Here is a 23014-nt window from a genome sequence, read left to right as displayed (position 1 = left end):
CGGAAACAGTCTGTTCCGCCGCGCACTTGATGCGGGTCAAGGACAGTAACGCGCGTTGCCAGCATTCTTGCCGAAACTTACCCCTATATGACGAGAGGGTCCGGCAAGATGACGAGCATTCCAGGCGCCGCGCAACCGGCCCGCCTTCGGGCTTGGCCTTACTGGATGACGCTGACCTTCGTGCCGCTGGTCGCGCTGGCGGTGACGCAGGGCGGCTGGGCCATCCTGCTGGTGCCGTTCTATGGCTGGGTGCTGATGCCGCTTCTGGACATGGTTCTGGGCCGGAACCTGCGAAACCCGGATCCCGACACGCCCGACGACGCGCTGTTCTGGTTCCGGTTGCTGACATGGATCTGGTTCCCGGTGCAGTTCGTGCTGGTTTACGGGAGCCTTTGGTACCTGACACATGTGGCCGTGCATTCGACGCTGGAGACGCTGGGGATCATGTTCGGCATCGGGGTGACCACTGGCGTTGTTGGCATCGTCTATGCGCATGAGCTGTTTCACAAGGCGAACCGGGTAGAGCGGACGCTGGGCGATCTGCTGATGGCGCTGGTGATGTACGGGCATTTCCGAACGGAGCACCTGCTGGTGCACCATCCGTATGTCGGCACACCGCGCGATACCGTGACGGCGCGGTATAACGAGGGGTTTCACCGGTATTTCTTTCGGGTGCTGCGCGACGGGTTCGCTTCGGCCTGGCGGGCTGAACGGGCCATGTTGGCGCGCAAGGGGCTTGGGCCGTGGCACAGGTCAAATCCGATCTGGAAGTATCTGGCGTTGCAGGCGTTTTTCCTCGCGCTGGCCTATACGATCGGCGGAATGGTGGGTGTCGGACTGTTCCTGTTCCAAGCCATCGTGGCGATCTGGCAGCTGGAGCTGACCAACTATGTCGAGCATTACGGGCTGACGCGAAAACACCTGGGCGACGGAAAGTATGAGCCGGTGCGGCCGCATCATTCGTGGGATTCAGCGCATACGGTGTCAGGGCTGCTGCTGATCAACCTGCAGCGCCATGCCGACCACCACGTGCATCCGATGCGGCGCTATCCGCTGTTGCAGGTCTATGACGAGAGCCAGGTGCCGATGCTGCCGACGGGCTATCCACCGATGACGGCGCTCGCGATGGTGCCGCCGCTGTGGCGGCGGGTGTTCAACCCCAAGGTTCGGGCTTGGCGGAAGCGGTTCTACCCCGAGATCACCGACTGGGGGCCCTACAAGAGGATGACGCCCCCTGCCCCGCGCGGCGCGGGTTGAGTTCAGCCGGCAGCGGCGACCTCGGCGGTTTCCTTCAGAAGTTCGGGATACCACTTTTCCAGCGTCGGCAGGAACGCCTCGCGAATGCGGCCGACCTGGGCCGGGGTCAGATCCTCGCGCCAGACGCCGGCCTGCCCCTTGGCGAAGAAGGCCTGCATGCCGGCGGGGCGTTCGAAGAAGCCGTTGGCTTCCTCCTGTTTCTTCATCGCCTCGAAGGTGGTTGCCTTGATCGCCTTGGCGAGCTTGGCGCTGTCGGGTTTCACGCTGAGGAAATCGAGCAGGCCGCGCATGACCTTGGCGGGCTTGTCGAGCATATCCTCGTAGCGGACCACGTGGCGCGGCAGGCCCGGCGCGCTTGTCCATGTCTCGATATGGGTGTCCCAGCGGCCCATCGCGTCGCGGATACCGGTATCGGTGCCCATCATGGTCTCCGGGTTCATCATCCGCTCGATCGCGGTGTCGATATCGGCGCTCTGGTGGCGGGCGAAGGACGGGGCAAGATCGAACGGGTTGCGCATGATGTAGATGGCGCCCGCGGTGACCTCGGGCGGGATGAGGTGCTGGCCCATGTACTGGACGGCCTGGCAGTGCGTCTTGACGAAATGCGTGCCCGGCTTGGAGCCGGCGATGAGGCGCACGGCCTTTTGCCGGACCTGTAGCCACTCGTTCACGCTTTGGGTCGAAAACGGGCCGCCATTCGCGGCGTCGAAGAAATCCTGCCGGACATCGGCCGTGGTGAAGCGGCGCAGGTTGTTGATGTCGGGCGCCTGCCCCGGCGGCATGAAGTAATGCGCCAGAAGGCTGCGCATCCAGGTGTTGCCGGATTTCGGGTAGGAGGCCAGCCAGATGATCCGCCGCAGGTTACTCATCGAGATATCCGTATTTTTTCATGTACTTGTGGTGATCCGACTTCACCTGTTCGACGATCTCGGGGGACAGCTCCGACTGCCATTGGCCGCTCTTGCCCTTGGAAAAGAAACGCTCGTTCTTGGGTGAGCTTTCGACAAAACCGCCATCCTGTTCCTGCTTGGACAACTCGTCGAAGCTGGAAAAGCGGATCGCCTTGTCGAGGCGGGCTGGGTCGTTCGGGATACCGATATGCGAGAGCACCTTGCCGAAACTTTCCTCGGGCTTCGCGAGCATGTCTTCGTAGCGCAGCACGCAAACCGGGTATGGCATGTTTTCCGTCCAACTGGCGACGTGCTCGGACCAGCTTCCGAGGAATTGGGTCACGGTTGTGCCATCGGCCGAGTTGGCGTGATCCGAGCGGGCGATGGCGGTGGCCGTATCCTGGTGGCTGAGGCCATAGTGGCGGGCGAAGGAAACCAGCATATCCAAGGGGTTGCGGATGATGTAGATCGCCGATTTGGTGAACCGGTCGGGGATCAGGGTGACGCCGAACGCCTCGGCCCGGACGTTGTGGGTCTTGACGAAATTGACGTCGGCCTTGTTGGCGACGATGCCGGCAAGCACCTTGTCGCGCAGTTTCAGCGTTTCCTGGTAATCGCGCACGTCGATCTGGCGGCCGGCGACCATCTGGTACATGCGCGGAATGGAGTCTCCCATGCCGAAGCGATGCACCTGGTTGATCGGAACAGGCTTGTCGGAGTTCATGAGGTAGTTGGCCAGGAATATCCGCGTCCAGGTGTTGCCCGACTTGGGATAGGAGGCCAGCCAGATAATGCTCTTTGGCGCGCTCATTCGAGATACCCGTGTTTTTTCATCATCTTGCGGTGCTGTTTACGTACCTTCTCGACCAGTTCGGGTGCAAGCGCGGTTTGCCATTGCCCGCTGGTGCCGAAGGTAAAAAACTGGTCGGCGACCTCGGAGGTTTCCTTGAAGCCACCTTCCTTTTCCTGTTTCGACACCTCTTCGAAGCTGGAAAAGCGCACGGCCTTCTCGATCCGGGCCCTGTCGACCGGCAGAGCGGCGCGGGTCAACATGCCCTCGAAGGCCTTGACCGGGTCTTGCAGCATGTCCTCGTAGCGCAGCAGAACCACCGGGAACCGCTTTTCCTGCGTCCAGCTGGTGACGTGGTCGGACCACGAGGCGCGGTATTCGGTGACCTGTTTCGCATTCGACTCGGTCACATAGTTGCTGCGACCGATGGTTTCGACCGCTGCGTCGTGGCTCATGGCGAAATGCCGCGCGAAGGACAGCGTGACGTCGAGCGGGTTCCGGACGATGTAAATGGCTGTCCGGGTGGGTTGCGGGGGGATCAGGTCGACGCCGAAGACCTGCGAGTCGACATTGTGGGTCTTGATGAAATTGACGCTGGCCCCGTTCGAGGCGATCGCCTTGAGCAGGTGCGGGCGCAGGGCGAGGATCTGCCGCTTGTTGTTCGGGTCGATGGGGCCGCCCGCCACCTTGCGGTACATCGACGCCGCGCTGTCGCCAAAGCCGAACCGGCCGGCATCATTGATCGAGAGCGGCTTGTCCTCGTTGGCGAAGTAGTTGGCCAGGAAGATGCGCACCCAGGTGTTGCCCGATTTCGGGTAGGACGCCAGCCAGACTATATTCTTCTGCGGGGTCATTCCAGATACCCGTGTTTTTTCATGACCTTGCGGTGCTGCTTGCGGATTTTTCGTGATAGCTCGGGGGCGAGCCCCTCTCGCCATTGGCCCGCCTCGCCTTTCGTGAAGAACCGGTCGGCGTAATGCGAGGCTTCCTTGAAGCCCTGCTCGCGTTCCTGTTTCGAGACTTCGTCAAAGCTGGAGAAGCGCACGGCCTTTTCAAGGCGGGCTTCATCCACGGGAGCGCCGATATGTTGCAGGATCGCGCGGAAACTGTCGACGGGCCGGTCGAGCATGTCTTCGTAGCGGACGGTCAGCACCGGAAACACCCCGGTCGACGCCCAGCCGGAGACGTGATCCGACCAGGAACCGAGGAATTGCGTGACCTGGTTTTCGTAAGGCAGCGTCAGGTGATCGCTGCGTGACATGCGCATCACGACGTCTTCGTGGCTGATCCCGAAGTGGCGGGCATAGGACAGCACCACGTCCTGCGGGTTGCGGACGATGTAAATGCCGCAGCGCGACACCTGCCGTGGGAAGAGGTCGACCCCGTAGGCATTGGTGAAGGCATTGTGAGTCTTGACGAAATTCAGGTCGGCATTGTTCGCGACGATGGCCTGAAGCACATGGTTCCTGACACTCACGACCTGGGGCTTGTTGTTCACGTCGAGGCCGGGGCCGGCGACGCGCTGGTACATGCTGAGGACGGAGTCGCCAAAACCGAAGCGGTCTGCCTCGTTGATCGAGAGGGGCGCGTCGCGGTTGGCGAAGTAGTTCGCGAGAAAGATCCGCGTCCACGTATTGCCCGACTTGGGAAAAGAGGCCAGCCAGACGATACTGTTCTTCATGCCACTCTGGTCCGATCGGGTAAGCGTCTGAGGGGTATTTCTGTTGCGTAAAACGACGCAAGGCGGGGGGATTTGCATCCCCCCGCCCGCTAGGACGAACCTTTCAGCTTCTTAGAAGCTCAGGTTGATCGCGGTACCCAGCAGGGTGCCTTCAACTTCGTCGCCCGGGAGGGCGCCGAGGATGTTGGCGTCACGGGTTTCGTGAACCACGTAGATATCCCAATCGACGCCCGGTCCAAGCGTACGGCTTGCGCCGATGCGGTAGGCTTCACGATCGGTTTTGCCCAGGGCAACACCACCAACAACCAGGTCGGTTTCCGACTGGTAGGTCAGAGCTTCGAAGGCCCACGGACCAGCGGCGTCGTAGGTGACACCAAAGCTCCAGCCTTCCGAGTCGCCGATGCCGATAACCGACGGAACGAGGGTTTCGTCGTTGTCGTTTTCGGTCCAGCTACCACCAACGGTGATGTTGTTGAAGCCAACTTGGAAGCCAACACCCCAGGTTTCGAAGTCCGAAGCGGTCGGTGCGGTGCTCGGCGAGTCACCGGTACCCCAGCGAGCGGCCAGCGTGATGTCGGTCGAGCCAAAGGTGTTCGAGTAGTTAACACCGATGTCGAAGATGTCCGACAGAACCGCGTTTTTGTTGATGCTGAAGCTCGATGCAGCGTTCACGACGCCTTGCGGAGCGTACGAAACACCGACGGTCAGGCCGTTGAAGTCCGGCGTGTAGTAGGTGATACGCTGAACGTCGTTGTTGCCGCCAACCTCAGTGTAGGACGACAGACCTGCTTGACGGAACGGCAGGGTAACCAGAGTGATCGGGGTACCAGCTGCGGCCGACAGGAACGCGTCAACACCGGTGTACGGGATGAACGCCGAGGTCGAGGGCGAGTTGATGTACATCGAGGTAACGCCAGGTGCGCCAACCATCGATTTGTAACCAGCCGAGTTTTCAGCACCCAGGTCGAGGCGGCCGAAGGTATCGCTGCTGATCGACATGTAGGTTTCGTCGATGTTTGCTGCGGTACGCTCGCCTTCGAGCTGAACGTTGATACCGAAGGTCATCCCGTTGTCGAGCGTGACGCTCGGCGTGAAGATGATCTCGGTGGTTTGGTGCAGGTCAAGGCCGTCGCCTTCCCAGTCCGGGCTGGCCAGACCGGTCAGAGCGGTCAGGTTGTCCGAGATGTCACCGAACGCAACGTGCTGGTTCATGTAGCCGCCCCAGTCCAGGTTCCACTCCTGGGCTGCTGCCGGCGCAGCTGCGATGCCGAGAGCGATCGCGCTGGTGCAGAGAAGTTGCTTTTTCAAGGTTGTCCCTCCTAGTAAGCAGGAAAGTTTCATGTTCCACCGCACCAGTACTTGGAAACGGCTTGATGATGGAATGGGCCAAATACCCCTCAGGTGTCAACGCGAGCCCCCCCCTTGCCGCGGTTGTTGCCCGCGTTGTGACGTAATAATCACACACTTCCGACAGGCCCGGAACCGAAAGGCCCTTTTTTCCTTATAATATCCCGATTTTCGCCCTGTCGGGCCGCTTTGGCCCCGCCTTGCGAACGCCGCCCCGAGAGGAGGAATCGCGCGCCCGACCGGGGCATTTCCGGGACCGAGTCGAGCGCATTTGGAATCGGTTTCACGCGTCGCGTGTTCCCTTTTCGCCCCCGTCGTCGCCCAGCCGCTCGATGGCGGCCGGAAGGGCTTCGGCGCGGGCAAGCGCGGCGCCGGTCGCGATCAGCATCGGGGGCAGAACGAGCCATTCGAGAGTCCAGGAGATGCCCGAGCGTTCCTGCTCGTGATCGAGCGCGAGATGCAGACCCGGAAGTTGCACCGCGGTGAACCGGGCCAGCGTGACGAGCAGTTCGGCCCCGACGGGGTTTACCTTGTGTGCCATCGCCGAGGAAGAACCGCCCCCCTTGAGCTGCGCCGCATCGACGCCCTGCTGGCTCATCAGCGCGATGTCGTGACCCATCTTGCCAAGGCTGCCCGTCACCATCGAAAGCCAGCTGCCGAGTTCGGCAAGCGGGCTGCGGTCGGTGTGCCAGGCGGTTTCGGGGCTGCCGAGGTCCAGCGCCCCGGCCATGTGCCGGGCGATGGCGTCGCCTTGCCCGTGGAAGGTGCCGCGGGTGCCGACCGGCCCGCCCAGTTGCAGGCGCAGGAGCCGGGGGCGGAGCTGGGCCAGCCGCTCGCGGTGGCCCGGCAAGGGGCGGCGCCAGAGCGCAATGCGGTCGGACACGGTCACCGGTAGGGCCGCCTGCATCCGCGTGCGTGCCATGAGGGGACCCGCGCCGAATGCGTCGTCGAGCTTAGCGAGAGCTGCGTCGACCCGGTCGAGACGGGTTTCGAAATCATCGAGGATATCACGCAGGGCGAGCACGAGCGCCGTATCCATCACGTCCTGCGAAGTAAGGCCCTTGTGAACGGCACGCTGCAGGTCTTCCGGTACGGCCGCGCGCAGCTGTCGCGAGAGCGACGGGACGGGCATGCCATCCTCGGCGGCTTCCCGTGCCAGCTTTGCGGTGTCGATCTCTGCCGTCTCGATGGCGGCGGCGGCGGCCTCTGCGGCCTCGGGCGTCACCTGCCCCACGGCGCCGAGAGCGCGGGAATAGGCGGCCTCCACGCGCAGCATGTCCTTCAGCCGACTGGCTTCGGCAAGGCGCGAGGCTGTCGGGGCGTCGCCCGCGACGGCCTCGAGCCAACCGCCGGGTTCGGCCCCGGTCACGCGGCCCTCAGGCCAAGGATGGAACGGGCCTCGGACGCCGTGGCGACAGGACGGTCGTACTTGCCGCAGAGCTCGACGGCGCGACGGACCAGCGCGGCATTGGACGGCGCCAGCGTTTCGCGGTCGAGGCGGATATTGTCTTCGAGGCCGGTGCGGGTGTGGCCGCCCGCGGCAATGGCCCATTCGTTCACGACGACCTGGTTGGGCCCGATCCCGGCGGCGCACCATTGCGCTTCCGGCGCGCGCTCTTTTACGGTTTTGACATAGAAATCAAAAACTTCCTTGTCGGCGGGCATGGCGTTCTTCACGCCCATCACGAATTGCACGTAGAGCGGCCCGTAAAGCTTGCCCTGCTCGTGCAGGCGGATGGCCTGCAGGATATGGCTGAGATCGAAGGCCTCGATTTCGGGCACGACCTCGTAGGTGCGCATCTCGCCTGCCAGCCAGTCGACGAGATCCGGCGGATTCTCGTAGACGCGCGTGGGGAAGTTGTTGGAGCCCACCGAGAGCGAGGCCATGTCAGGGCGCAGCGGCAGCATGCCGCCCCGCGCCTGGCCTGCGCCGGAGCGGCCACCGGTGGAAAGCTGCACGATCATGCCAGGGCAGTGTTTCTCGAGCCCCTCTTTCAGGCGGGCGAAGCGTTCGGGGTCGGAGGTTGGCGTGCCGTCCTCCATCCGGACGTGGCAATGGGCGATGGAGGCGCCCGCCTCGAAGGCTTCCTGGGTCGACTCGACCTGTTCCTCGATGGTGATCGGCACGGCCGGGTTGTCGGATTGCTGCGGCACCGAGCCGGTGATCGCGACACAGATGATGCACGGGTTGGTCATGGTGGTCTCCCCTCGAGTTTGCATATGATTTACGGCCTAAGCCTTTGCCCCGCAAGCGAGGCGGGACAGCCCGCGCGGGCGGGCCGTTGCCGTTACAGGCCCTTTTCCTCGAGCACCTTCTTGGCGACGCGGAAACATTCCAGCGATTGCGGCACGCCGCAGTAGATGCCGACCACGTGGATGATGGCGCGGATCTCGTCCTTGGTGACGCCGTTGGTGAGGGCGCCCCTGCAGTGGATTTCCCACTCTGTCATCTTGCCCAGGGCGCCGATCATGGCGAGGTTCATCATCGAGCGGGTCTTGGGGTCGATCACGTCGTCGCCCCAGCCGAACCCCCAGCACCAGGCTGTCATCGCCTCCTGGAACGGGCGGGTGAAATCGTCGGCGGCTTCGAGGTTCTTCTCTACATATTCGGCGCCCAATGTCGCCTTGCGCTGTTCGAGCCCCTTCAGGAACAGGTCTTCGTCGAATGTGCTCATGTCACCTCCCTTTTCAAACATCTATGGGCCGCAGGACATAGAGGTCGTCCGCGGCTGTCAGTATCTTGTCATGGTCGTAAAGCACGCGGCGCCATTCTGCCGGAATGCCCTCGTAGCCGTAAAGGCGGCCGGCGAGTTGGCCCGCGACCGCGCCCACGGTGTCTGCGTCGCCGCCGAGATTGACTGCGGCGAGCAGAACGTCGCGAAAATTGTCTCCCTGCGTCAGCGCCCAGAATGCCGCATGAAGCGTGTGCACGACATAGCCGCTGGCCACGTCCGGCGGGCCGTCGGGGCACGGCAGGAAGCCGGTATCGCCGGTCACCATGAAACGCGCCATGCTGGCCGCGGCCTTCATGCAGGTGGGGCTGGCATGGGTCAGGCGGCTTTGCATCTAGGCCACGGCCATGGCGCTGTCGACCTGCGAGCCATAGGCCAGAACCACGGGAGCCAGCCGCATGATGCCGCCATTGCCGGATTTCGCCTCGTCGGTCGGGCCGCAATAGGGGGTGCGGGTCTTCTCGAAGAGGTCGAGCGCCTCGGCGGTCTGGGTGCCGATGTCGAAGCACGCACCGGTCGAGGAGAGATAGCCGTGGCGGCGCCAGTTGACGAAACGCTTCATGGCGTCTTCGGGATCCCAGCCATTGGCAGAGCGCAGCATCTGTGCAAGGCACATGGCCATCGAGGTGTCGTCTGTCCACTGGCCGGGCTTCAGGTTGAACGGGCCGCCGCCAGTGATGGTGGTGACCGGGTCGAAGGTGCCGCGTTCGCGGAATTCCAGCGTGGTGCCGAGCGCGTCGCCCACCGCGAGCCCGATCAGCATGCCGCGGGCCTCGTCCTGCGTGAAGGGCTTGGCAGTCTGCGTCATGGGCGCGGCAGCTTCTCGGCGAACCGCCCGTTGAGAGCGCGGTCATGGGCGCCCTGCTCTTCCCTCTCGTCCCCGGTGTCGAGCGTGTCGAGACGCAGGCCCGCGTGGGCATAGACCGGCCAGCCCGCGCGGGACAGGCCGCGCAGGCGGGCGGCCATGGCGCGTTTCTTGTTTACCTGGTGGGGTTGGAAATGGTCGTAGTCGCGGGGCGTGTGATCCTTTCCAAGGATCAGGTCGCCGGACTTCACCGCCGATTGCATGAGATGCTGACCGGTGTCCGTGCGGGTTATGATCCCGTTGAAGCCCGCATCCTCGCCCTCGGGCTGCGCGCCGGGCCAGATATCGGCGGCGGCCACGTCGGCGGCCTCGCCGATGGCGTCGGGGCAGAGCTTGCATCGGGTCTGGATGCGCCAGCCGGCCTCGTCGCCCCAGAGCTCTTCATAGGTCCGCTCGAAGGCGCGGCCGTCTTTTGTTTCCACACGGGCCCGGCCGGGGTTGCCGTATCCTCTGTAGCGGAAGACGGTCACGTCTTCCTCTGGCACGCCAAGCTCGTCGAGCAGCATCCACGACTTGCCGAGATCGGAAGCACCGCCGCAGACCATGACCAGCACGGCGACAAGCAGCGCGTCGAGCCGGGGGTCGGCCTTGGCGCGGGCACGCACGGCGCCGGCGTCGCAAGGCTTGGCGATGATGGCGAAAGGCTCGCCACGGTCGAGCGCCACCTCAAGCCCCGCAAGCGTATTTGACGGGCCATACCGCGACCCGGAGCGTCGCGCAACGTCTTCAGGCGTTTCGCTCATCACCCATTTGGAGCGGACAGGATGGGCCGGATCGGCCGTGCAGTGCAGGATGAACTTCGCCTTGCCGCTCTTGATCAGGTGCACGCCGAGGGCGGTGAGCACCCCGCCGGTGGCGGCGCGGAAGCGGATCTCGGGGTCGCCGGCCCAGGCCTCGCCCATATGGGCGTAGCGGCCCCAAACCTCGTCGTATTCCGGGCCGTTGGCCGTGGCCTCGGTCACCACGCCGGGACAGGCGGCGAGGATATCGGCATCGGCTTGCGGGGTTTCTTCGCCGAGCGGTGCCGGGCGCAGGCGCCCTTCGCCGGTCATGGTCATCTTCCAGCGGTAGGGACCCAATGCCTCGCACAGGCCGCAGCCGATGCAGAGTCCGTGCTCGACGACCTCTCGCACGGAGGCGGGCCGGCGGGCCTCACTGCTCATTGAGCATCTCGCGGATCGAGGCCTCGATCAGCCCGCCGCACCAGGCGTGGCCGAAGCGGGTGTCGGTATCGTCGCGCATGGCGGCCAGCGCATCGGTGGACATGATACGCTCACCCAGGGCCGCGACATGGGGGGCGTTGGTCTCGACCAGGGTGGTCAGATCGAGCAGTTTCGCGGTCATCGTGTACCAGAGCGTGGCGGTGACGAGATCGGCGAGCCCCGGCTCGGGCGTGCCGAGCATGTAGCCGCTGTCGGCTTTCAGGCCGTGGGCCCGGCCCGTGGCCTCGAATATCTGCGCCCAGCGAGGCAGGCGGTCTTCGGAGAAACCCTCCCATTCTTCCCGGGTCCACATGGAACGGCCGCCGTAGCGCGTGACCTCGTCGAGGACGTCGTTGGCGTCGGCGATGATCTTGTGGGTGAGCGCCGCACGCTTGGCGTCTCCGGGCATCAGGCCGAGCTTCATGCCGAGAAAGGACAGGATGGCTGGCATCTGGGCGAGGCTGACGCCGGCATCATGGTCGATCAGCATCGGCGGCGCCATGAAAGGGACGGGTTGGTCGGTGACCTTCTGGCTCATGACGTCGGTGACCGCTTCGACGTCGGCCTCCTCCCAGGTCGCGCCGGCATGGGCCAGCACCGTACGGATGAACTGCCCCCGGAAGGGCAGCGGCCAGTAATAGAGCGTGTAATCTGCCATCTTCTCACTTTCCCCGTGGTTTCCGACAAAGAGCGCGAAATCTTTAAAAGATTTCCAGACGCTTTCTTTTCAAGAAAGCAGTTCACGCCCTCGTTCTGATCGCGACATTCTTGGTCTGGACGTAGTTGAGCAACGCCTCGCGCCCCTTTTCGCGGCCATAGCCCGAGCGGCCATAGCCGCCGAAGGGGGTTTCCACGCCGCCGGCGAACCATTCGTTGACGAAGATCTGCCCGGCGCGGAGTGCCCGGGCCGCGCGGGTGGCGCGGTCGAGGTCGCGGGTAAAGACGCCGCCGACCAGCCCGTATTGCGTGCCGTTGGCGATCTCGATCGCCTGCGCCTCGTCGCGGAAGGGCATGACCGACAGGACGGGGCCGAACACCTCTTCCTGGGCGATGGTCATGTCGGGGGTGACGTTCGACAGCACTGTGGGTTCGAGGAAGGCGCCGGGAATGTTCATCTTGCGCCCGCCGGTGGCGACGGTGGCCCCCTGCCCTTCGGCGTCCGCCACCATGCCGGCGGCGCGGTCGCGCTGCGCTTCGCTGACCATCGGGCCCATCGTGGGGCCGGCTTCGGTGCGTTCGATGCCGGGGCCGACCGAGACGGACCTGGCGATCTTCACGGCGCGGTCGATCACCTCGTCATGGCGGCTTTCATGGACCAGCACGCGGCTCATGGCCGAGCAGACCTGTCCGGCATTCGTGAATATCCCGAAACGGATATCGCGCTCGAAGGCGTCGAGATCGGCGTCGTCATGAACGATGGCCGCGGACTTGCCGCCGAGCTCCAGCACGCAAGGAACCACGTTCTGGGCGGCCGCCGTGGCGATGGCGATGCCGGTCTTGACCGAGCCGGTGAAGACGACCTGGTTTATGTCGGGATGGCCGGAGAGTGCGGCGCCGGCCTGATGGCCCCAGCCGCACATGATGTTGACGGCGCCCGCGGGGAAGCCCACGGCCTCGGCCGCTTCACAGAAGATGTACTGCGAGAGCGGCGTCAGTTCCGGCGTCTTGATTACGCAGGCATTGCCGGTGGCAAGCCCGGCGGAGAGCGAGCGCGAGGTCATCTCGAGCGGAAAGTTCCACGGGATGATCTGGGCCGAGACGCCGTAGGGTTCATAGTGGGTAAAGTCGAAGTAACCCGCGCCGAGGGGGATGGACCGGCCTTCGAGCGTTTCGGCCTGGTTGCCGTAATACTCGAAATAGCGTGCCGCGCCGTCGATTTCCTTCTGCGCCTCCCAGAGCGGTTTGCCCTGTTCCAGCGTCAGCAGTTCGGCGACGGCGTCGCGATTGTCGAGCAGGTAGCGGCCCATCGCCTGCACCATCCGGCCCCGTTCGACCGGGCGCATGTCGGTCAGCACACCGGAGAGGTGGACGCGGCGGGCAGCCTGAACCGCGCGGTCGATATCGGCTTCGTCGGCGAGCGCCTGCTGCGCCAGCGTTTCGCCCGTGCCGGGGTTGATGATATCGACCCGGCCCGCACCGCCATCGACCCAGGCACCGTCGATATAGTTCTGCCAATAGTCCTTCATCTGCTTCCCTCCCGTTCGCCGGGCCGGGCCGGCGACACAATCCTGTCGCCCTTTGGTAAACCGCCTGACCGGGGCGAGCGCAACCGGAAAGTCCGGTGGCCAGCTCTGGCCGGGCTCCTGGAGATTGGACCGGACAGTAAGCGTGCAACGGCGCTTGCGGGACGGGAGGCGATGAACGAGTATCTGCTGGCTGACGCCGTCATTTGACAAGACCCATGACACATGACCCTGGTGACAACATGATCGATACGCATTGGCAGGCACTTCTCGATGCAACGCGGGCACTGCACCGGGATGTACCGGAACTGGCCGCTTTCTGCGATTTCCCCGACACGGTGACGCCCCAGGCTTACGCCGCCAAACATGACCCCTTGTGCGACGCGATGCTGGGTCAGACGGGGCTGACCACCCTGCCTGCGCTGCAGGCCTTTCACGACAGCGCCCTGACCGCCGCGCGCAGTGCGCATTGGCGCGACACCTATCGCGACACGCCCTTCGGCGAAACGCTGCACGCCCATTTCGGCAGTTTCGAGGTGGTTGGCCGTGATACGGTTCTGAGCGCCGAGGGGATGCGCAGCTTTTTCGTCTACCAGGCGCCGGGGTTTCATTACCCGATGCATCACCACCCGGCGGAGGAGATCTATCTCGTGCTGGCGGGGTCGGGAGAGTTCCACCTTCAGGGCAGCGGATCGCGCGTGCTTGGCCCGGGGGCGATCGTGCATCACCCGGTTAACGCGCCGCACGCGCTGACGACCCACGCGGCGCCTTTGGTCGCCTATGTCATATGGAAGGGCGACATCCAGAAGAAGCCGGTCTGGACCGAAACCGACGCGCTGGCCTGAGGCCGAAGGCACCGGCTGGTCTGTTCGCGGCGTCTTGCTGACGAAAACAGGTGAGACGGGGCCAGCGGGCTCTGGCATGGAAGCGCATCGCGTTCCCGTGTGCCGGAGCTCCGCCCATGCAGATCGATGCCCCCTCCCCGCTTCTCGATGCCGGTGATGTCCGGGCGCTGTTCGACGCCGCGCTTGCGGCGGCGCGCGACTGGCATGGCGCATCGCCGGTGCAGCGGGAGTTCGCGCCGTGGCCCGAAGACCTGACCTATGTCTCGCGCGAGCCGGTGCAGGTGCCGGGCCTTGCGCACCTGGTGAACGATCCCGGGGCCGCGTCGGAAGCCTCGCAGGCGCTACGCGATGCGATCCTTGCCATCGCGCCTTTCGTCGAGTGGCGGCTGACTTATTCCGAGGACGAGGTCGGCGCCGATTTCCTTCAGCGCTTCGGCTGGTTCGAGCTGGCCGGGCCGGAGGGGCATTTCGTGACGAACAGCGCACGGATCACGGTGGGGTTCTGGGGGGCGAACCTGTTCTACCCGCGCCACCAGCATGAACCGGAAGAGCTGTACACCATCGTTTCGGGTGCGGGCCTTTTTCATGCCGACGGCGAGGACGACTGCATGCTCGGACCCGGTGCGACCCGGCTGCACGGGGTGAACCAGCCCCACGCCATGACCACCACGGATGCGCCAATCCTGACCTTGGTTTACTGGCGTGGCGCCGGGCTGGCCGACCCGCCGCGGATGACCGCCGCGTGACAGGCGTCGGCGGGGTGCGGCGGCGCTCCGGTGACATAAAGGACCGAGGGTTCTCGCTCGGGGCTACAGCAAAGCTGAAATTGAGGGCAGATTCGCCACGCCCCCTCGGCTTTGCAGGTTTCATGGGCGGAAAAACGCACAGAGCTACATGGATCCGTCGCGGCGAAGAGCCCTGTCGCGGCGCCAAGAGCAACCCTTGTAAGAATATTTTTTTCTCTTCGTGAAATTTTTTCTATTCGATAGGTGAATTATCTGGCAACATGCCCAACACTCATGCAGAGTTGAAACACTTTTGGGCCATAATTGGTGCGACCAACAGCACAAAAAGCAAACCAAAACTGGTCCGAATGAATTGGGGGCCGGACGATCAGACCCCCGTAAACGCGAAACAATGTCTGAACGGGAGGACACGTCAATGGATACCGATATCGGTGCTTTGACGGTGATATTCACCGAATTTTACTACTGGGTCACCGTACCGCTCATGTTCCTGATCCACGTCGGGTTCTGCATGTACGAGGTCGGCGCAACACGTCACAAGAACCACATCCACACCCTGATGAAGAACACCATGCTGATCCCGCTGGTGACCGTGACCTTCTTCTTCTTCGGCTGGTGGATCTACTTCGCCTTCCCGAACGGCCCGGGCATCACCGGCGGCCTTACCCAATCGGACAACGCCGTGCCGTGGGGCGAGCTGATGGGTACGCACCTTGGCGGGCCGGGCATCAACGACCCGCAGGCCAAGGGCTATGGCGTCGATCTCGGCAACAACTACTGGGCGCGCCTGAACGGCGTGTTCTGGGCTGCATTCCTGCTGTTCAGCTGGACCGCGGCCTCGATCGTCTCGGGTGCCACGATCGAACGGATCCGGCCCTCGGCCTTCTGGATCCTCGCGGTCGTCATCGGCTCGTTCACCTGGATCATCGACGCGGCCTGGGGCTGGCATCCGGATGGCTGGATGGTCACGCAGCTGGGCTATCACGACGCCTATGCGTCGGGCGTGATCCATGCGATCGCGGGCGGTTTCGCGCTTGGCGTGATCTGCGTGCTGGGGCCAAGGATCGGCAAGTTCGCCCCCGACGGCACCCCGCGCAACATCAACCCGCACAACAAGTGGCTGGTGACGATTGGGCTTTTCCTGATCTACTGCGGCTTCTGGGGCTTCTACGTGGCCTGCAACGTGCCGATCATCGGCTCGGGCGCCATCGGGGCCGCGGAAGGCACGTTCACCGCAACGACGATCTACCTGACGCCCACCACCCTGTCGGCCATCGTCTTCAACTTCCTGATGTCGCTGTCGGGCGGCTTGCTGATGGGCTATGTCGTCTCGCGCGGCGAGGCGTTCTGGACCTACTCGGCAGGCCTTGCAGGGGTCATCACGGCGTCGGCCGGCAATGACCTCTACCACCCGATCGAGGCGATGCTGATCGGCGGGGTTGGCGCCTACTGTGCCTACAAGCTGCATTTCTGGGTCGAGCGGACGTTCAAGATCGACGATCCGGTCGGCGCGGTTGCGGTGCACGGCTATGCGGGTTTCATCGGCCTGATCATTGCCGGCTTCGTTCTGTGGGGCCACCCGGCCACGGCGGGCTACCATGAAGAGGTGGCCGTGATCACGCCATGGGGCCAGCTTGCCGGTGCCTGCATCATGTTCATCGTGCTGGGCTTTATCCCGGCCTGGATCGTCTCGAAGATCCTGCAGGGCATGGGCATGCTGCGCGTGCCGCCCGCGGTGGAGCTGGTGGGCCTCGACATGAGCGAGGAACTGTCAGAGGAGGCCGACGCGATCGCCGTGTCGGAAGCCGATATCGAAGAGGCCAAGCGCCTCGGACTGCTGGCCTGAGGAGGACGCAATCATGTCTACCACGATCGTCGAAACCTGGTCCGGCGCGGACCTGTCGCAACTTGGCCCTGTCTATCCGGGCGTCGGATGGGAGGTGACGCTGTTTGTTGTCGGTGTCGCCTTCTGGCTGCTGTTCCACATCCTTCAGGCCCGGATCGAGAAGAAGGAGTTCGAGGTCGACGAGGCCGCGGCGCGCAGCAAGGAGCGCCTCGAACGAGTATTTGACGAGGAGGCGCGAGAATAGGCGCACCTCGAGTTATCGCCCAAAAAGCAAGCGCCGGCCCCCTGGGCCGGCGTTTTTGGTTCAATCGGTCCCCTCACCCGGCAACTGCCCGCATTGCCGGGATAATCCGCGTCGAACAAAGCGTTTACCACGGGTAACGCACGTATTTTCAGCCTGTTTGCCCTCTATTTCAGCAACATTGAAATTCTGTGTTGGCTTAGCATTGGTGTAGCGTTCACACTGATAAAGAACCAATTGTGAACCAAAAGGGCCGGTAAGCAAGCCCACCAACGGTATGGAGGTACGAACGACATGGAAGAACAGCTCGCGGAGCTTGCGGCCCAAGTGGCCGCCCTGGAAGCGAAGGGGAATCTGACGAACACGATGTTCGCAGAAACCTACTATTACTTAACCATTCCACTGATGATCATCATTCATGCAGGGTTCCTGGCCTATGAAATGGGCGCCTCGCGCGCCAAGAACGCCCTTTCTTCGGGCGTGAAGAACATTCTGGCCTTCGCCTTCGTGATCCCGGCTTTCTACTTCTTCGGCTGGTGGGTCTACTGGGCCTTCCCCACGGGGTTCTCTCTTTCGGCCGGGCCAAACGGGATCTCCGGCGCGGAATACGCCAACGGCTTCGCGCTCGCCTGGGGCGACGCGGCGGCCTATATGGGCCCGAACACGGAAGACCAGATCGACGGCGTCTTCTGGGGCGCCTTCACGCTGTTTGCGGCAACGACGGCCTCGATCTTCTCGGGCGCGGTCATCGAGCGCATCCAGACGGTGGGCTTCGTGATCCTGGCGATCGTGCTGGGCGGGTTCAGCTGGACGCTGGCGGCCGCATGGGGTTGGCATTCGGACGGTTGGCTGATCCAGCAATGGGGCGTTCATGACTTCGGCGCGGCGGGCCTTGTGCACGCGGTCGCGGCGTTCTTTGCCCTTGGCGTGCTGATCAATCTCGGCCCGCGGATCGGCAAGTTCAACGAGGACGGCACGGCCAACAACCTCGCCGGGCACAACATGCCCTTCACGGCGACGGGCCTGATGCTGATCGTCGTGGGTTTCTGGGGCTTCCTGATGGGATGTCTCGTGGTCGGCGGCGAAAGCTGGTCGTGGGGCGGCAACTTCACCACCATCTATGGCACGCCCACCAACCTCGGCGCGCTCAGCTTCAACATCCTGATGGGTGTCGCGGGCGGCATCATCGGCGCCTGGACACTGACACGCGATCCGTTCTGGATGATGTCGGGCGCGCTGGCCGGTCTGATATCGGTGGCCTCGGGGGTCGACATCTACTTCCCCTCGCTCACCTTCATCATCGCCATGGCGGCGGGGCTGATGCTGAAACCGGCGGCGGCCTTCATCGAGAGCTTCGGCATCGACGACGCGGTGGGCGCTGTCACGGTTCACGGCGTAATGGGTGTCTTCGGCATGCTGGTTCTTGGCATCTTCGCCAGCGGCTACCCTGCCCTTCTGGGCGAAGGCGTACCGACGGTCAGCTTCATCGGTCAGCTTGTGGGCACGGTCGTGTTCGTCGCGATCGGGTTCATCACCGGGTACGGATGTTCGCTCATCCTGAAGATGGTTGGCATGCTGCGCGTGCCGGAAGCTGCTGAAATCGCCGGTCTCGACACCGTCAAGGTGCCGGCACAGGCCTATCCCGAGGGCATCATGGCATCGCCCCCGGCATCCAAGTAACAGGAGGACTTAAGAATGGGATTTCCCTTTGACACACCGACATGGGATGGCGTCTCCGGCGCGATCTTCATGGGGCTTGGAACCTCGGCCCCGGCGATCTTTTCGTTCATCGCGATCGTCATGGCCATCCTGGCGCTGATCGTCGGCCAAAAGGTCGAGTCGGGCAAATATCGCAGCCACAAGTAAGGCCGCGTCATAGCTGAAAAATGAGACGCCCCGCTGGCCATCATCCAGCGGGGCGCCTTCTTAGAGCGGAGCAGATGCGGCAGCGGTCACGCCACCCGCGCCAGCCCCGCCCCGCTCTTTCCCGAGACGAACGCGTCGTGCAGGCACTTCACCGCATCGTCAGCGGAATCGCGCGGCACGACGAACTGGGCGTCGACATTGCGCGGCGTCTGCTGGGCGGCGACAACGTCGATACCCGCCTCGTGCAGCGCCTGAAGCCCGTGGCCAAGCACCCGCTCGCCCGTCAGGTCGCGGCCGATGACCGCCACAAGCGATACGGCCCGTGCCGTGACTTCTGCCTGCGGATAGACCTCCTCGATCTCGCGGATCACGCGCTTGGCCGTCTTGAGCGAGGCCTGGATATAGTGCGTGATGTTGTTGGCGTTCGAGGTTTTCGACACGATCCACACGTTGTGACGCTTGAGCGCCTCAAGCGCGGTGGCGTCGTAACCTTTGACGCCGACCATGTCCTGTTCGAAGAGCTCGAGGGCCACGACATCGAGACCGGTGACGATCTCCACGCCGGGATGCTCGGCCTTCTCCTCGTCGATCAGCGTGCCCGGGTCGCCCGGCTCGAACGCGTTGGTCACGCGCAGCGTGATGCCGGCCCGGCGCAGGATCTTGGCTGCGTTCGGGTGGATCGCCTCCATCCCCATATTCGCCAACTGGTCGGCCACGTCGTAGTTGGTGTGACCCAGCTTGCGTGCGTTTTCCACGCCCACAAGGCCCGGATCGGCCGAGGACAGGTGGAATTCCTTGTGGATGATCGCCTCGTGCGCGCCCGTGTGGGCGGCGATGTTCGAGAAGGTCACCTCGGAATAGCCACGGTCGTATTCGCGCATCAGCCCTTCGGTGCACTGGGCGTAGCCGGTGACGATGGGCAGTTCGCGCGTCAGGTCGATATCGTCGAGACCGGCTGCGATACGCTCTTTCAGCGTGTGCTCGGACTCGTCGCGCCAACCGCTGAGGTCAACGAAGCGGGCATCGACGCCATTGCGCTGCAGCAGCAGCGCGGTGACAAAGGCCGAATGCGCCTCGCCCAGGCCCGACAGAAGCTCGCGGATGACCAGCATGTGGCTCGACAGGCGGAAATGCCCGAAGGAGCACAGGCGCTGCAGGTCGAAGAGGCACGAACGCGCGCCCTCGATCCGTTCGCGAACGAACTCGTCGGCCATGTTCTGGTCACCCGGGTGGGTAAGCACCTTCCGGTGCGCCTCGCACATGGCGTCGCCAACCGAGGAGAGCGCGTCGAGCCATCCATGATCATTGTCGTCATTGGCAAAGAGGCCATAGACGCCCGGGCGGCCCGATTTCTTGTGCTCGAGCAGAAGGTCGGTGATGCCGCCAAAGGCCGAGACGACGAAGATGCGGTGGTAGAGATCGGATCCTTCGCGCTCCCCGATCAGAAGCGTGTCGAGCAACTCGTTCACGCGACTCATCGAGGTGCCGCCGATCTTTTCGACGGTATGCTTGGGAAAACTCATGACATCATTCCTTTCGGCGGTCAGTCCGCCAATTCTTCAGCCGGGGCATAGGAGCCGTCTTCGCGGTGTACCTCGGTGCCCGTCACCGGCGGGTTGAACACACAGGCCATGACAAGCTCTTCCTCGGCCCGCAGGATGTGGCGGTCGTGCTCGTTCAGCGCGTACATCACGCCAGGCTTAATCTCGTGTGTTTCCCCGGTGGCGATGTCGGTGATCGACCCCTTGCCGGACATGCAGTACACGCTCTCGAAGTGGTTCTTGTACTCGAACGTGTGTTCCGAGCCCGCGTTCAGGAACGTAATGTGGAACGAAAACCCCATCTTGTCATCGGCAAGGAGCATCCTGACCGACGACCATTCTGCGTCACTGATGACGCGGTCTTTCTGGTTTTCGACGATATCGTTGAAATCTCTGACAATCATTGTGTTACTCCGCTGCCATCTTGGTGGAGGTCGAAACTTCGCGTGCCGACTCGATCAGGATGTCGAGGCCCTTGCGGAAGGTGTCTTCCGGCGTTGTGAGGGGCGCGAGCACCTTGACGACTTCGTCGTCGGCACCCGACGTCTCGATCACGAGGCCCTTCTCGAAGGCGCGTGCGCAGATCTCGCCGGCATTGTCGCCGGAGCCCACGTCGACGCCTTGCATCAGCCCACGGCCCTTGAGGCGCGCGCCGGGGATGATGTCGACGATGGACTGGAGACCTTCGGTCAGGATCTTGCTCTTCTCCTGGACTTCCTTGGCGAAGTCATCGGTCTTCCAGAACTTTTCGAGCGCAACCCGGCCGGTCACGAAAGCATGGGTGTTGCCACGGAAGGTGCCGTTATGCTCGGCGGGCTTCCAGATATCGTGTTCCGGCTTGATCAGCAGCGCGGCGAACGGCAGGCCGAAGCCCGACAGCGATTTCGCCTGCGTGATCATGTCAGGGTCGATACCCGCCTCCTCGAAGGCGAAGTAGCTGCCCGTGCGGCCGCAGCCCGACTGGATGTCGTCAACGATCAGCATGGCGCCATACTTACGCGCAAGGCGCTCGACACCCTGCATCCATTCCTTCGACGCGGCTGTAAGACCGCCCTCGCCCTGGATCGGCTCGAAGATGAACGCGGCAGGTGCATCGATGCCGGACGAGGAGTTGTCGAGCATCATTTCGGCCTGCGCCAGCGTATCGACGTCGTCGCCGAGCGCGCCTTCGAAGGGGAAGTGCGTGACATCGGTCAGGGCACCGCCACCGGCGCCACCACGCTTGCCGGCGTTACCGGTCAGCGACAGTGCGCCCATGGTCATGCCATGGAAGCCGTTGGAGAAGGCCACGATGTTGCGGCGGCCGGTAACCTTGCGGGCCAGCTTCATTGCTGCCTCGACCGCGTTTGTGCCGGTCGGGCCGGTCATCATGATCTTGTGGTCCATGCCACGCGGCTTGAGGATGATCTCCTCGTACGCTTCGAGGAAGCGCGCCTTTTCGGTCGTGTACATGTCGAGGCCGTGCGCGATCCCGTCGCCCGAGATATGCTCGATCAGGGCGGCTTTCATGTCGGGATCGTTGTGCCCGTAGTTGAGCGACGAGCACCCGGCCAGGAAGTCGATGTAGGTTTTGCCGTGGGCGTCGGTAAGTTCGGACCCCAAGGCCTTTGTGAATACCGTATCGAAGTTGCGGCAATAGCTGCGCGCTTCAGATTCGCGGCGTTCAAATATGTTCTTGTCGGCTGACGTGTCAGTCGGCATGGCGTGTCCTTTGGTTTGATGGATTTGAAGCGGAAGGCGGGCAGCCCGTTCAGGCTGCCTTGTCCATTTCTTCCGCGAGGTCGATGGTGACCATGTATTCGGTGTTGTGTTTTCCTTGGAAGTGCAGGGCCTCACCGAAATAGGCCTGCGAGGAGAGCCGCGCGTCCTGCTGTTTCGCGAATTTGCGAAACAGCTTCCACGAGGCGGCGTTCGAGCGCGTGATGGTCGTTTGGATACGCTCGACATCTTTGCATACGTCGCGCTGGAGAAGGCCCTTGAGCATCAGCGTGCCAAGGCCCATACCGCGCGCTTCGGAAGAAACAGCGACCTGCCATACGAACAGCGTGGAGGGATCGTTCGGCATGACGTAGGCCGAAACCCAGCCCGCCGGCTTGCCACCCAGTTCAGCCAGAACACAAGTGTCGCGGAAATGGTCGCACTGGATAAGGTTGCAATACATCGAGTTCTCGTCGAGCGGTTTGCATGCCTTGATCAGCTTCCAGATTTCCGCGCCGTCCTCGGCCACGGGTTTTCGCAACGAGGGCGTCGCTTTGTCGATCAGTTCCAGCGTGTGTCGCATCGGTCTGCTGTCTCCTCAGTTTTCCTTTGCATACTAAAGTAGTTTGCCGCACCACAAACTTCAAGATGCAAAGCATACCAAAGCAATATGTCGCATTTTTAGTGCAAAATAGCGGTTTTATGCCTTAAAAACCTAAAGTTTCCTTCATCGACCGAAGCATTTTCGTGGATTGCCGAAATATTATTATTATGTGACTATGAAACAAAATCCTTGCGGAGATGGCCATGGAACGGATCGATACCTGCCTAATCGCCCTGCGCAGAATCCTTCGCGCAACCGACACCTATGCCCGTGACCTGGCCCAGTCGGCCGGTCTGACAGCGGTGCAATTCCGAGTGCTGCAGCTCATCGCCGAACGGGGGCGATGCACCGCCACCGAGATATCGCACCGGATGATCGTGTCCCAGGCGACGGTGACGGCGCTGGTGGACAAGCTTGTGAAAAAGGGGCTGGTGGTACGTGAGAAGTCTGACACCGACCGGCGGCAGACCAACATCATCCTGACAGAGCACGGGCGGGCGACAGTCGACAACGCGCCCGATGCGCTTCAGCAGCAGTTCGTCGCCCGGTTCGAGGCGCTCGAGGACTGGGAGCAGTCGATGATCGTGGCCTCGCTCGAGCGGGTCGCGACGATGCTCAATGCCGCCAATCTCGACGCATCGCCGGTGCTCGACTCGCGGGAATTCCGGAACGGCGTCTGA

General features: G+C 63.2%; 26 protein-coding genes. 8 read left to right on the top strand and 18 right to left on the bottom strand.

Annotated elements, in window-relative coordinates:
* Positions 1–108: 108 nt before the first annotated feature.
* On the top strand, positions 109–1257 hold the full coding sequence (locus RIdsm_RS10895; protein ID WP_057819440.1) for an alkane 1-monooxygenase: 1149 nt from the start codon (positions 109–111) through the stop codon (positions 1255–1257).
* Between the two features lie 2 nt (positions 1258–1259).
* On the opposite strand, the gene RIdsm_RS10890 is transcribed toward RIdsm_RS10895, so the two are convergent.
* From RIdsm_RS10890 to RIdsm_RS10830, 13 genes are all read right to left on the bottom strand, one after another.
* A complete protein-coding gene (locus RIdsm_RS10890) occupies positions 1260–2126 on the bottom strand; it encodes a sulfotransferase domain-containing protein (RefSeq protein ID WP_057819442.1) in 867 nt (288 codons plus the stop codon).
* Positions 2119–2958 (bottom strand): sulfotransferase domain-containing protein, encoded by an 840-nt coding sequence (locus RIdsm_RS10885; RefSeq protein ID WP_057819444.1) that lies wholly within the window; start codon positions 2956–2958, stop codon positions 2119–2121. Before RIdsm_RS10885 ends, RIdsm_RS10890 begins: the two co-directional genes overlap by 8 nt.
* Positions 2955–3791, bottom strand: coding sequence for a sulfotransferase domain-containing protein (locus RIdsm_RS10880; RefSeq protein WP_057819447.1), 837 nt, complete (start codon positions 3789–3791; stop codon positions 2955–2957). Before RIdsm_RS10880 ends, RIdsm_RS10885 begins: the two co-directional genes overlap by 4 nt.
* Positions 3788–4618, bottom strand: a complete 831-nt coding sequence (locus RIdsm_RS10875) for a sulfotransferase domain-containing protein (protein WP_057819449.1) — start codon at positions 4616–4618, stop codon at positions 3788–3790. The genes RIdsm_RS10880 and RIdsm_RS10875 overlap by 4 nt, the downstream gene beginning before the upstream one ends.
* 111 nt (positions 4619–4729) lie before the next feature.
* Positions 4730–5926, bottom strand: a complete 1197-nt coding sequence (locus tag RIdsm_RS10870; RefSeq protein WP_057819451.1) for a porin — start codon at positions 5924–5926, stop codon at positions 4730–4732.
* A gap of 322 nt (positions 5927–6248) precedes the next feature.
* On the bottom strand, positions 6249–7334 hold the full coding sequence (locus RIdsm_RS10865) for a 3-carboxy-cis,cis-muconate cycloisomerase (RefSeq protein WP_057819453.1): 1086 nt from the start codon (positions 7332–7334) through the stop codon (positions 6249–6251).
* Positions 7331–8161, bottom strand: coding sequence for a 3-oxoadipate:acetyl-CoA acetyltransferase (locus RIdsm_RS10860; protein WP_057819455.1), 831 nt, complete (start codon positions 8159–8161; stop codon positions 7331–7333). Before RIdsm_RS10860 ends, RIdsm_RS10865 begins: the two co-directional genes overlap by 4 nt.
* Positions 8162–8253: 92 nt before the next feature.
* Entirely contained in the window at positions 8254–8640 is a 387-nt protein-coding gene (locus tag RIdsm_RS10855; RefSeq protein WP_057819457.1) for a carboxymuconolactone decarboxylase family protein, read from the bottom strand.
* Between the two features lie 13 nt (positions 8641–8653).
* Positions 8654–9031 carry an ADP-ribosylglycohydrolase family protein gene (locus RIdsm_RS30370; protein WP_057819459.1) on the bottom strand — a complete coding sequence of 126 codons (378 nt, stop codon included), beginning with the start codon at positions 9029–9031 and terminating at the stop codon, positions 8654–8656.
* A complete protein-coding gene (locus RIdsm_RS30365) occupies positions 9032–9505 on the bottom strand; it encodes an ADP-ribosylglycohydrolase family protein (protein WP_057819462.1) in 474 nt (157 codons plus the stop codon).
* On the bottom strand, positions 9502–10725 hold the full coding sequence (locus tag RIdsm_RS10840; protein WP_057819465.1) for a Coenzyme F420 hydrogenase/dehydrogenase, beta subunit C-terminal domain: 1224 nt from the start codon (positions 10723–10725) through the stop codon (positions 9502–9504). The genes RIdsm_RS30365 and RIdsm_RS10840 overlap by 4 nt, the downstream gene beginning before the upstream one ends.
* A complete protein-coding gene (locus RIdsm_RS10835) occupies positions 10715–11422 on the bottom strand; it encodes a glutathione S-transferase (RefSeq protein WP_057819467.1) in 708 nt (235 codons plus the stop codon). Before RIdsm_RS10835 ends, RIdsm_RS10840 begins: the two co-directional genes overlap by 11 nt.
* Before the next feature lie 82 nt (positions 11423–11504).
* Complete coding sequence (locus RIdsm_RS10830; RefSeq protein ID WP_057819469.1) at positions 11505–12950, bottom strand: aldehyde dehydrogenase family protein; 1446 nt, start codon at positions 12948–12950, stop codon at positions 11505–11507.
* A 215-nt stretch (positions 12951–13165) separates the two neighbouring features.
* Here RIdsm_RS10830 and RIdsm_RS10825 point away from each other — a divergent pair, with 215 nt between their 5' ends.
* The 4 genes from RIdsm_RS10825 (at position 13166) to RIdsm_RS10810 (ending at position 16628) form a co-directional block, all read left to right on the top strand.
* On the top strand, positions 13166–13792 hold the full coding sequence (locus RIdsm_RS10825) for a dimethylsulfonioproprionate lyase family protein (RefSeq protein WP_057819472.1): 627 nt from the start codon (positions 13166–13168) through the stop codon (positions 13790–13792).
* A 116-nt stretch (positions 13793–13908) separates the two neighbouring features.
* On the top strand, positions 13909–14538 hold the full coding sequence (locus tag RIdsm_RS10820) for a dimethylsulfonioproprionate lyase family protein (RefSeq protein WP_082647486.1): 630 nt from the start codon (positions 13909–13911) through the stop codon (positions 14536–14538).
* A gap of 415 nt (positions 14539–14953) precedes the next feature.
* The gene (locus RIdsm_RS10815; protein WP_057819474.1) at positions 14954–16384 is read left to right on the top strand and encodes an ammonium transporter; all 1431 of its coding nucleotides are present in this window, start codon (positions 14954–14956) and stop codon (positions 16382–16384) included.
* Between the two features lie 13 nt (positions 16385–16397).
* The gene (locus tag RIdsm_RS10810; protein ID WP_057819477.1) at positions 16398–16628 is read left to right on the top strand and encodes a hypothetical protein; all 231 of its coding nucleotides are present in this window, start codon (positions 16398–16400) and stop codon (positions 16626–16628) included.
* A gap of 60 nt (positions 16629–16688) precedes the next feature.
* Here RIdsm_RS10810 and RIdsm_RS30360 read toward each other — a convergent pair whose 3' ends face one another.
* Positions 16689–16952 (bottom strand): hypothetical protein, encoded by a 264-nt coding sequence (locus RIdsm_RS30360; RefSeq protein ID WP_177228447.1) that lies wholly within the window; start codon positions 16950–16952, stop codon positions 16689–16691.
* Here RIdsm_RS30360 and RIdsm_RS10805 point away from each other — a divergent pair.
* Both RIdsm_RS10805 and RIdsm_RS30100 read left to right on the top strand, forming a co-directional pair.
* The gene (locus RIdsm_RS10805; protein ID WP_057819479.1) at positions 16920–18305 is read left to right on the top strand and encodes an ammonium transporter; all 1386 of its coding nucleotides are present in this window, start codon (positions 16920–16922) and stop codon (positions 18303–18305) included. The two genes, RIdsm_RS30360 and RIdsm_RS10805, sit on opposite strands and share 33 nt — an antisense overlap.
* Positions 18306–18320: 15 nt before the next feature.
* The gene (locus tag RIdsm_RS30100; RefSeq protein ID WP_177228450.1) at positions 18321–18491 is read left to right on the top strand and encodes a hypothetical protein; all 171 of its coding nucleotides are present in this window, start codon (positions 18321–18323) and stop codon (positions 18489–18491) included.
* An 86-nt stretch (positions 18492–18577) separates the two neighbouring features.
* Here the strand turns inward: RIdsm_RS30100 and RIdsm_RS10800 are convergent, their stop codons facing one another.
* The 4 genes from RIdsm_RS10800 to ectA are packed head-to-tail and all read right to left on the bottom strand — an operon-like array spanning position 18578 to position 22313.
* A complete protein-coding gene (locus tag RIdsm_RS10800) occupies positions 18578–20014 on the bottom strand; it encodes an aspartate kinase (RefSeq protein WP_057819481.1) in 1437 nt (478 codons plus the stop codon).
* Between the two features lie 20 nt (positions 20015–20034).
* Positions 20035–20436, bottom strand: coding sequence for an ectoine synthase (locus tag RIdsm_RS10795; protein ID WP_057819483.1), 402 nt, complete (start codon positions 20434–20436; stop codon positions 20035–20037).
* 4 nt (positions 20437–20440) lie between these two features.
* Entirely contained in the window at positions 20441–21733 is a 1293-nt protein-coding gene (gene ectB / locus RIdsm_RS10790) for a diaminobutyrate--2-oxoglutarate transaminase (RefSeq protein WP_057819484.1), read from the bottom strand.
* A 49-nt stretch (positions 21734–21782) separates the two neighbouring features.
* Entirely contained in the window at positions 21783–22313 is a 531-nt protein-coding gene (gene ectA / locus RIdsm_RS10785; RefSeq protein ID WP_177228451.1) for a diaminobutyrate acetyltransferase, read from the bottom strand.
* A gap of 224 nt (positions 22314–22537) precedes the next feature.
* Here ectA and RIdsm_RS10780 point away from each other — a divergent pair, with 224 nt between their 5' ends.
* Entirely contained in the window at positions 22538–23014 is a 477-nt protein-coding gene (locus RIdsm_RS10780) for a MarR family winged helix-turn-helix transcriptional regulator (protein ID WP_057819544.1), read from the top strand.

This window comes from Roseovarius indicus, from assembly GCF_008728195.1.
GTDB lineage: Bacteria > Pseudomonadota > Alphaproteobacteria > Rhodobacterales > Rhodobacteraceae > Roseovarius > Roseovarius indicus.
This window is presented reverse-complemented; position numbering and strand designations above follow the sequence as displayed.

Bases quoted from the DNA above. Each gene is read 5' to 3' on its own strand.
- RIdsm_RS10895 (WP_057819440.1), top strand. From the start codon at position 109: ATGACGAGCATTCCAGGCGCCGCGCAACCGGCCCGCCTTCGGGCTTGG.
- RIdsm_RS10890 (WP_057819442.1), bottom strand. From the start codon at position 2,126: ATGAGTAACCTGCGGCGGATCATCTGGCTGGCCTCCTACCCGAAATCC.
- RIdsm_RS10885 (WP_057819444.1), bottom strand. From the start codon at position 2,958: ATGAGCGCGCCAAAGAGCATTATCTGGCTGGCCTCCTATCCCAAGTCG.
- RIdsm_RS10880 (WP_057819447.1), bottom strand. From the start codon at position 3,791: ATGACCCCGCAGAAGAATATAGTCTGGCTGGCGTCCTACCCGAAATCG.
- RIdsm_RS10875 (WP_057819449.1), bottom strand. From the start codon at position 4,618: ATGAAGAACAGTATCGTCTGGCTGGCCTCTTTTCCCAAGTCGGGCAAT.
- RIdsm_RS10860 (WP_057819455.1), bottom strand. From the start codon at position 8,161: ATGACCAACCCGTGCATCATCTGTGTCGCGATCACCGGCTCGGTGCCG.
- RIdsm_RS10855 (WP_057819457.1), bottom strand. From the start codon at position 8,640: ATGAGCACATTCGACGAAGACCTGTTCCTGAAGGGGCTCGAACAGCGC.
- RIdsm_RS30370 (WP_057819459.1), bottom strand. From the start codon at position 9,031: ATGCAAAGCCGCCTGACCCATGCCAGCCCCACCTGCATGAAGGCCGCG.
- RIdsm_RS30365 (WP_057819462.1), bottom strand. From the start codon at position 9,505: ATGACGCAGACTGCCAAGCCCTTCACGCAGGACGAGGCCCGCGGCATG.
- RIdsm_RS10840 (WP_057819465.1), bottom strand. From the start codon at position 10,725: ATGAGCAGTGAGGCCCGCCGGCCCGCCTCCGTGCGAGAGGTCGTCGAG.
- RIdsm_RS10835 (WP_057819467.1), bottom strand. From the start codon at position 11,422: ATGGCAGATTACACGCTCTATTACTGGCCGCTGCCCTTCCGGGGGCAG.
- RIdsm_RS10830 (WP_057819469.1), bottom strand. From the start codon at position 12,950: ATGAAGGACTATTGGCAGAACTATATCGACGGTGCCTGGGTCGATGGC.
- RIdsm_RS10825 (WP_057819472.1), top strand. From the start codon at position 13,166: ATGACACATGACCCTGGTGACAACATGATCGATACGCATTGGCAGGCA.
- RIdsm_RS10820 (WP_082647486.1), top strand. From the start codon at position 13,909: ATGCAGATCGATGCCCCCTCCCCGCTTCTCGATGCCGGTGATGTCCGG.
- RIdsm_RS10815 (WP_057819474.1), top strand. From the start codon at position 14,954: ATGGATACCGATATCGGTGCTTTGACGGTGATATTCACCGAATTTTAC.
- RIdsm_RS10810 (WP_057819477.1), top strand. From the start codon at position 16,398: ATGTCTACCACGATCGTCGAAACCTGGTCCGGCGCGGACCTGTCGCAA.
- RIdsm_RS10805 (WP_057819479.1), top strand. From the start codon at position 16,920: ATGGAAGAACAGCTCGCGGAGCTTGCGGCCCAAGTGGCCGCCCTGGAA.
- RIdsm_RS30100 (WP_177228450.1), top strand. From the start codon at position 18,321: ATGGGATTTCCCTTTGACACACCGACATGGGATGGCGTCTCCGGCGCG.
- RIdsm_RS10800 (WP_057819481.1), bottom strand. From the start codon at position 20,014: ATGAGTTTTCCCAAGCATACCGTCGAAAAGATCGGCGGCACCTCGATG.
- RIdsm_RS10795 (WP_057819483.1), bottom strand. From the start codon at position 20,436: ATGATTGTCAGAGATTTCAACGATATCGTCGAAAACCAGAAAGACCGC.
- ectB (WP_057819484.1), bottom strand. From the start codon at position 21,733: ATGCCGACTGACACGTCAGCCGACAAGAACATATTTGAACGCCGCGAA.
- ectA (WP_177228451.1), bottom strand. From the start codon at position 22,313: ATGCGACACACGCTGGAACTGATCGACAAAGCGACGCCCTCGTTGCGA.
- RIdsm_RS10780 (WP_057819544.1), top strand. From the start codon at position 22,538: ATGGAACGGATCGATACCTGCCTAATCGCCCTGCGCAGAATCCTTCGC.